The organism is Streptomyces sp. NPDC051555, from assembly GCF_044454405.1.
Classification (GTDB): Bacteria; Actinomycetota; Actinomycetes; order Streptomycetales; family Streptomycetaceae; genus Streptomyces.
The window spans coordinates 69,357-75,362 of the sequence record NZ_JBITDP010000017.1 but is presented as its reverse complement, the minus strand read 5'-3'; the positions used below and the strand labels follow the sequence as shown (position 1 = coordinate 75,362).

5 protein-coding genes and 1 pseudogene are annotated in these 6,006 nt (G+C 73.5%); 3 read left to right on the top strand and 3 right to left on the bottom strand.

Features of this window, described 5'->3' with window-relative positions; all coding sequences use genetic code 11:
* Positions 1-118 precede the first annotated feature (118 nt).
* Entirely contained in the window at positions 119-613 is a 495-nt protein-coding gene (locus tag ACIBEA_RS29470) for a DUF3145 domain-containing protein (RefSeq protein WP_385776115.1), read from the bottom strand.
* A 249-nt stretch (positions 614-862) separates the two neighbouring features.
* Here ACIBEA_RS29470 and ACIBEA_RS29465 point away from each other — a divergent pair, with 249 nt between their 5' ends.
* Positions 863-1,762 (top strand): SGNH/GDSL hydrolase family protein, encoded by a 900-nt coding sequence (locus ACIBEA_RS29465; RefSeq protein WP_399266013.1) that lies wholly within the window; start codon positions 863-865, stop codon positions 1,760-1,762.
* Between the two features lie 115 nt (positions 1,763-1,877).
* Here ACIBEA_RS29465 and ACIBEA_RS29460 read toward each other — a convergent pair whose 3' ends face one another.
* Positions 1,878-4,352: a beta-glucosidase gene (locus ACIBEA_RS29460; RefSeq protein ID WP_399266011.1), complete on the bottom strand. Its 2,475-nt coding sequence runs from the start codon at positions 4,350-4,352 to the stop codon at positions 1,878-1,880.
* Positions 4,353-4,503: 151 nt separating this feature from the next.
* Here ACIBEA_RS29460 and ACIBEA_RS29455 point away from each other — a divergent pair, with 151 nt between their 5' ends.
* Positions 4,504-5,091, top strand: a complete 588-nt coding sequence (locus ACIBEA_RS29455) for a TetR/AcrR family transcriptional regulator (RefSeq protein WP_399266009.1) — start codon at positions 4,504-4,506, stop codon at positions 5,089-5,091.
* On the opposite strand, the gene ACIBEA_RS29450 is transcribed toward ACIBEA_RS29455, so the two are convergent.
* Complete coding sequence (locus ACIBEA_RS29450; RefSeq protein ID WP_399266007.1) at positions 5,088-5,447, bottom strand: winged helix-turn-helix transcriptional regulator; 360 nt, start codon at positions 5,445-5,447, stop codon at positions 5,088-5,090. The two genes, ACIBEA_RS29455 and ACIBEA_RS29450, sit on opposite strands and share 4 nt — an antisense overlap.
* Before the next feature lie 180 nt (positions 5,448-5,627).
* On the opposite strand from ACIBEA_RS29450, the pseudogene ACIBEA_RS29445 reads away from it, so the two are divergent.
* Positions 5,628-5,912, top strand: a pseudogene (locus ACIBEA_RS29445) (NAD(P)-binding domain-containing protein); the annotation flags it as partial.
* Positions 5,913-6,006: the final 94 nt, after the last annotated feature.

Below are 6,006 nucleotides of genomic sequence, written 5' to 3'. Positions count from 1 at the left end.
TTCGGCGCCCACACGGTGTCGCTCCCCTACCGTTCCTTCTTCACCCCCACACCGCCGCGATACGCCCCGCCCGTTATTTCGGGCGGGGCCCTTCTCGCGCGTGGGCGCCGAAGAAGCTTCAGACCACCTGGTGGAGCCAGCGCACCGGAGCGCCCTCGCCCGCGTAGCGGAAAGGTTCCAGTTCGTCGTCCCAGGCCTTCCCGAGCAGGGCGGCGACCTCCGCCTCCAGGTCGCTCTCGCCGAGGACGGACCGGGCGAGGGCGGCGCGCAGCCGGTCCTCCGGGATGAGGATGTCCCCGTGCATGCCGGTGACGGCGTGGAAGATGCCGAGTTCGGGGGTGGAGCTGTAGCGCTCCCCCTCGGCGGTGGGACAGGGTTCGGCGGTCACCTCGAAGCGCAGCAGGTGCCAGCCGCGCAGCGCGGAGGCGAGCTTCGAGGCGGTGCCCGGTTCGGCCTGCCAGGAGAACTCGGATCTCCATGTGCCCGGAGAGGCGGGCTGCCTGATCCAGTCGAGGTTCACCCGCACCCCGAGTACGCCCGCGACCGCCCATTCCACGTGCGGGCAGAGCGCGCGCGGTGCGGAATGCACGTACAGAACTCCACGTGTCGTCACCGGGACCTCCAGTGTGGGACGAGGTCGGGAATAAACTCCAGAAAACGGACAGATTGTGACGTGATGTAATTTACCGGAAATGATCTGACATTGCGGCAAGGGACGTGCGGCCGAAACGCCACGGGAAAAAGCTACCGTGCGCCGGGGGTCGTGGTGTGACGTACGGTCGCTCCGAGCCCCGTAAACACACAGCTTTCACTCAGCAGGACGCCCCCGGGTACGCCGGGCGACGAGGGAGGGACCTCACCCATGCGCACCACCACCTCCGCGCGCCGCCGCAGTCGGAAGTCCGTTCTGCGCGCGGGCGCGGCGGCGGCCGTGCTGACGCTGGGCGCCGCGGGCTGCCAGGACGGCGGGGACGCCGCGGGCGGCGAGCGCGGGGCGCAGGCCGCGCCGCGCTGGAACACCGCTCCCGCGTCGATCGCCGCCGTCGGGGACTCCATCACCCGCGGGTTCGACGCCTGTTCGGTACTGGCGGACTGCCCCGAGGTCTCGTGGGCCACCGGCAACGATCCCGAGGTGCACTCGCTGGCGACCCGGCTGCTCGGCGAGGCCCTGACCCCCGAGCGCAGTTGGAACTACGCGGTCACCGGGGCCCGGATGGCGGACCTGGGCGGGCAGCTGACGGCCGCGGCCGCGCAGCGTCCCGACCTGGTCACGGTGATGGTGGGGTCGAACGACGCCTGCCGGCCCACGGCTTCGTCGATGACCTCGGTCGCCGATTTCCGGGAGGGCTTCGAGAAGGCCCTGGCGGGGCTGCGCGCGACCGCGCCCAAGACCCAGGTGTACGTGTCGAGCGTGCCGGACCTGCAACGGCTGTGGGAGCAGGGCAAGGGCAGCGCGATGGGCCGGCAGATCTGGAAGCTGGGGATCTGTCAGTCGATGCTGGCGGACGCCGAGTCGGTGACGCCCGCGGCGACGGCGCGGCGCGAGAAGGTGCGGGCGCGCGTGGTGGAGTACAACGAGGCGCTGCGGCAGGTCTGCGCGAAGGACGAGCTGTGCCGCTACGACGGCGGCGCCGTCTTCCAGTACCCCTTCACGACCGAGCAGTTGAGCCACTGGGACTGGTTCCACCCGGGCAAGGACGGCCAGGCCCGCCTGGCGGAACTGGCGCACCGCCAGGTGACCTCGGCCAAGCCGCCCATCTGATCCCACAGCCCCCTCGACCGGCCTGTGGTCGTACAAAAGGACCGGGGGCGGGTGTCAGGGCCCGCCCCCGGTCCGGTTCATGGGTGATTTCCGGCCAGTCGACCGTCGGTGGAGATCAGGCGCCGAACTCAAGGGTCGCGGTCAGCCGCGCGTCGGCGTGGGAACGGCTCGCGCGCACCTCGTACGTCCCGCCCACGCGCCGCCAGGCACCGGCCTCCTCGTCCCAGATCTCGAAGGCCCGCGCGGGCAGCGCGATCTCCACCTCGACGCTCTCGCCGGCTTCCGCTTCCAGGCTCGCGAAGCCCGCCAGCCAGCTCGCCGGGCGTTCCACCGGGTCGCCCACGGGCGCCAGGTAGACCTGGACGACCTCGCGGCCGCGGCGGGCACCGGTGTTGCGGATCCGTACCCGGGCCGCGTCGGCGGTCACCTCCAGGGACTCGTAGGCCCAGTCGGTGTAGCCGAGGCCGTGCCCGAAGCAGAAGGCGGGGCTCACCCCGGCCTTCTCGTAGGCCCGGTAGCCGATGTGGAGCCCTTCGTGGTACTCCAGTCGCCCCTCCCGCGGGACCACTTCGGTGACCGGCGCGTCCGCGAACACGGCGGGCCAGGTGGTGGGCAGGCGCCCGCCGGGCTCGCGCTCGCCCAGGAGCACGTCGGCCAGCGCGGCCCCGCCCTCCTGCCCGGGGAACCAGGTCAGCAGGATCGCCGCCACCTCGTCCCGCCAGGGCAGTTCGACCGGGGAGCCCGTGTTGATGACGACCACGGTGTTCGGGTTGGCGGCGGCGACGGCGCGCACGAGGTCGTTCTGGCGCCCGGGCAGCTCCAGGTCCGTGCGGTCGAAGCCCTCGGACTCGACGCGCTCGGTGGTGGCGACGACCACGACGGCGGTGTCCGCCTCCCGCGCCGCGGCCACGGCCTCGGCGATCAGCTCGTCCGCGTCGCGCCGCGGCCCGAGGTGGAGCAGCGAGAACATGATCGCGCGCAGCGGCAGCGCGCTCATGTCCGGGACCTGGTAGGTCAGCGAGACCTCGACCGGCTCGCCCGCCGCGAGGACGGCGCGGGCCCGCACGGTGGGCGCGCCGAAGAACGCCTCGAAGGGGTCGGCCTCGCTGCCCGGGAGCTGGACGCCCTCCCAGACCGTCGCGCCGCCCACCGCGAGGTCGAAGGCGCCGAGGCCCCGGGTGCCGAAGGCGTGCTCGCCGCTCTCGCGGGGGACGAAGGTACCGGTGACCTCGATGGAGGCCATCGTCTCGTACGTCACCCCGGCGGGCAGGTCGTCGCCGATCCACTGGACCTGGCCGGACGGCAGGCTGCCCTCGCCGATCACGGCACCGGAGGCGTCCCGGCAGACCGCGCGCAGCTCGAAGCCCGCGTCGGCGGGGGTGGGCTCCTCGCTGGGGTCGGCGCCGACGCTGAAGGTCAGCGCGCCCTGCGGGAGGGCCGCGGTCAGGCCGACGAGCGGGGAGACGATCCGCTCGGGGAAGACGGTGGCGCTGCCGCCGCCGAGGATCCTGGCGTCGCGGGCGGCGGCTCCGGACAGGGCGATCCTGGCGCGCTGTCCGGTCGTCAGCGGCAGCGCGCCGTTCTCGTTGCGTACGAGGACGAAGCCGCGGGCGGCCAGTTCGCGGGCGAGGGTGTGGCCGTCGACGGCGGCCGGGGCCGTGGTGACGACGGCCGGGGCGCCTTCGAGCAGGCCGACCCGGGCGGCGAGGCGCAGGACGTTGCGCGCGGCGTCGTCGACCGCGGACTCGGGGACCTCCCCGGCCCGTACGGCTTCGGCGAGCGCGGGGCCGTAGACGGTCTGCGGTCCGGGCATGGCGACGTCGAGGCCGCCGAGGATGTCGCCGGTGGTGGAGCGGGCGGCCATCCAGTCGGAGACGTTGGCGCCGTCGAAGCCCCACTCGCCGCGCAGTACCTCGTTGACGAGGTAGCGGTGCTCGGACATGAAGCTGCCGTTGACCTTGTTGTAGGCCGTCATGATGCCCCACGGGTGGGCGTTGGCGACGATGGCCTCGAAGGGCGCCAGGTACAGCTCGCGCAGCGGGCGCGGGGCGATCACGCTGTCGACGGTGAAGCGGTCCGTCTCGGCGTCGTTGCCGACGAAGTGCTTGACGGTGGTGCCGACCCCGCCGTCCTGGACGCCCTGGACGTAGCCGGTGCCGATGGCGCCGGTCAGGTACGGGTCCTCGGAGTAGCACTCGAAGTGACGCCCGCCCAGCGGGGAGCGGTGCAGGTTGACGGTGGGCGCGAGCAGGACGTGCACGCCCTTGCGGCGGGCCTCCTGGGCGAGCAGTCGGCCGGCCCGGCGGGCCAGGGCCGGGTCCCAGGCGGCGGCGAGCGCGGTCGGCGAGGGCAGGGCGACGGACGGGTCGTCCGCGGTCCAGCGGACGCCGCGGACGCCGATCGGCCCGTCGGAGAACACCAGGGAGCCCAGCCCGATCTCGGGGAGGGCGGGCAGCGTCCACATGTCCTGACCGGCGAGCAGCCGGGCCTTGGTGTCGAGATCGAGCTTGCCGAGCGCGGCTTCCACCGCGTCTTCGCGGGTCCGGTCGGCTCGGGATTCCTGGCGGGTGCTGAGGGCGTCGCCTGCCACGGCCTGCCTCCTCGTCGGGTGCTGCTGGGTGCGGGTGACCCCATCGTGGACCCGTTCCCTGGTGAACGGTAGGGTTCGTAATGTGTTCGTTATTCTATGGACATGGCGTACGGTCCTGCTGGCGCGATCGACACGGAGGAAGGCGGGACGGATGGCCAGGGCCAGGAGCGAGGAGCGGCGCGGGGACATCCTGCGCGCCGCGGTCGAGGTCATCGCGGAACGCGGCTACCGGGGCGCGTCGCTGGCCTCCGTGGCCGAGCGCGTGGGGCTCACCCAGCAGGGCCTGCTGCACTACTTCCCCACCAAGGAGTCCCTCCTGGTCGCGGTCCTGGAGGAGCGCGACCGCTGGGACACCGGGGGCGGCTCGCGGACCTCGCCCGAGCACTGGCGCCTGGACCTGCTGGCCTCGCTGGTGGAGTACAACGCGATGCGCCCCGGGATCGTGCAGACCTTCTCGGCGCTGCTGGGCGAGAGCGTCACGGACGAGCACCCGGCGCGGGAGTTCTTCACCGCGCGCTACGCGCAGGTGCGCGGGGAGATGGGCGCGGCGCTGCGCGCCGAGTTCGGCGACCGGCTGCCGTCGGGGCTCACCCCCGAGGAGGCGGCCCCGCTGCTCACCGCGGTCATGGACGGCCTCCAGTACCAGTGGCTGCTGGCCCCGGAATCGGTGGACATGCCGGCGGCCTTCCGCTCCTTCGTGACCCTGCTGCGCGGCCCTGCCGGAGCGGACCCCGCCTAGGCCGAGCCCGCCTGGGCCGGGCCCGGGGCGCCGGGTACGAGGTGCTTGCGGCCCCAGGCGCCCAGCGGGGCCAGCGCCCCGTTCAGCTCGACGCCCAGCGGGGTCAGGGAGTACTCGACGCGGGGCGGCACCTCGTCATGGGCCTCGCGGTGCACGACGCCGTCGGCCTCCAGCTCGCGCAGCTGCGCGGCGAGCACCTTCTCGGTGACTCCGGGAATCAGCCTGCGCAGCGCGCCGAAGCGCTGCGGCGCCTCGCCCAGGGCCCACAGGATGAGCACCTTCCACTTGCCGCCGATGACGTCCATCGCCGCGTCGATCCCGCAGTGGCTCGATCCCGGCCTGTTCGTCGCCGCCATCCCGTGTCCTCCCCCTCGTCCGCGCACGTACCCACAGGTGGGCACCCACCTCGGGGTAAGCACCCACTCCGAAGTGCGTACTTGATCATCTTTCGGCCCGCCCCAAGGCTAAGGGGCATGACCACGACACACACCACGCCGTCCGCGCCCACCCCCGTCACCCTGCTCGGCACCGGGGCCATGGGCTCCGCCCTGGCCCGCGCCTGGCTCGCCGCCGGGCACCCCCTGACCGTCTGGAACCGCACGCCCGCCCGCACCGCGGCGCTCGCCGCCGAGGGCGCCACCGTCACCGCCAGCGCCGCCGACGCGGTGGCCGCGGGCACGCTGGTGGTCCTGTGCCTGCTGGACGACGCGTCGGTGCAGGAGGCCCTCGACGGGGTCGACCTGACGGGCAAGGACCTGGTGGACCTGACCACCGGCACCCCGGCCGCGGGCCCGGGGCCGGCCGCCCCGGGCCCCGCCCGCGGGGCCCGCTTACAGGACGGCGGGAACATGGCGGTGCCCCCCAAGCAAGGCATACCCCCGGCCGGCGGCACCGTCATCTAAACCCGCTCGCCGG

Excerpts from the sequence above, each read along its gene's own strand:
- ACIBEA_RS29465 (WP_399266013.1), top strand. The coding sequence starts at position 863 with ATGCGCACCACCACCTCCGCGCGCCGCCGCAGTCGGAAGTCCGTTCTG.
- ACIBEA_RS29455 (WP_399266009.1), top strand. The coding sequence starts at position 4,504 with ATGGCCAGGGCCAGGAGCGAGGAGCGGCGCGGGGACATCCTGCGCGCC.
- ACIBEA_RS29450 (WP_399266007.1), bottom strand. The coding sequence starts at position 5,447 with ATGGCGGCGACGAACAGGCCGGGATCGAGCCACTGCGGGATCGACGCG.